This window comes from Erwinia psychrophila, assembly GCF_039023475.1.
Lineage (GTDB): Bacteria > Pseudomonadota > Gammaproteobacteria > Enterobacterales > Enterobacteriaceae > Erwinia.
The window spans coordinates 1-754 of sequence record NZ_JBCHVB010000024.1; the positions used below are offsets into that span (position 1 = coordinate 1).

Genomic DNA, 754 nt, shown 5'->3' on the forward strand with positions numbered 1-754 from the left:
CGGACCCAGTGCTGCATTGGCTTTTTTCATCGCCTCGATATCGCCCCAGGTATTCACCATGGTCACCATCTGTCCGGCAATTTCTCCCACCAGTTGCGACGCCTGCAGCCGCTTCTGCTCTTTCTCCTTATCGAAAATTGGCGCGATGCTGCCGTTGGCGTGGTCCGGGTCGCGGCTTAGCTCCGCCAGATCCTGTTTCTGACGGGCCTGGTCACGGATAATAATGGTGCCATCCGCCACCGCCGCCTGCGTGGTGCCTTCGGCATGGCCTTTACCGTTCAGCCCGGCCAGCATATTGCCCACATTCGACATGGCATTGCTCATCAGGCTCGCGCCGCCGCCGCCGCTCAGGCTGATCCCCGTATGGCTGACTTTGTAATCCGCCTCATTGCGGATATCGCTGAAGCCCAGCGTGCCGGTATCCAGACGGTTATTCTCCGGCCCGCCCTGGCTGGCTATCACACCTCCGTTCAGCTGGGTGTGATTGCCAGCCGTGACATCAAACCCGCCTTTACCGGCATTGAGACCGCTCTGTTCGATCACGGAATCGTAATTACTGCGCATTTTGTCCTGACTGGCACTGATATAGCCGGAACCCGTCATAGAACCGAACGTAAAGCTACCGCCTGCGCTGACGCTGGTTTGTTTTGAGTTATAGTTGTCACTGTCCTGAAGGCTGGTGACAGTCAGATCGCGGCCAACGTCGGCCGTCACTTTTTCACCGTTGACCAGCGCGCCGGAGAGCGTGGTATCA

1 protein-coding gene is annotated in these 754 nt (G+C 58.1%); it reads right to left on the reverse strand.

Features of this window, described 5'->3' with window-relative positions; all coding sequences use genetic code 11:
• Positions 1–754, reverse strand: a 754-nt coding sequence (locus AAH446_RS19655) for a hemagglutinin repeat-containing protein (protein WP_342908354.1), incomplete at both ends; no start/stop codon positions are given.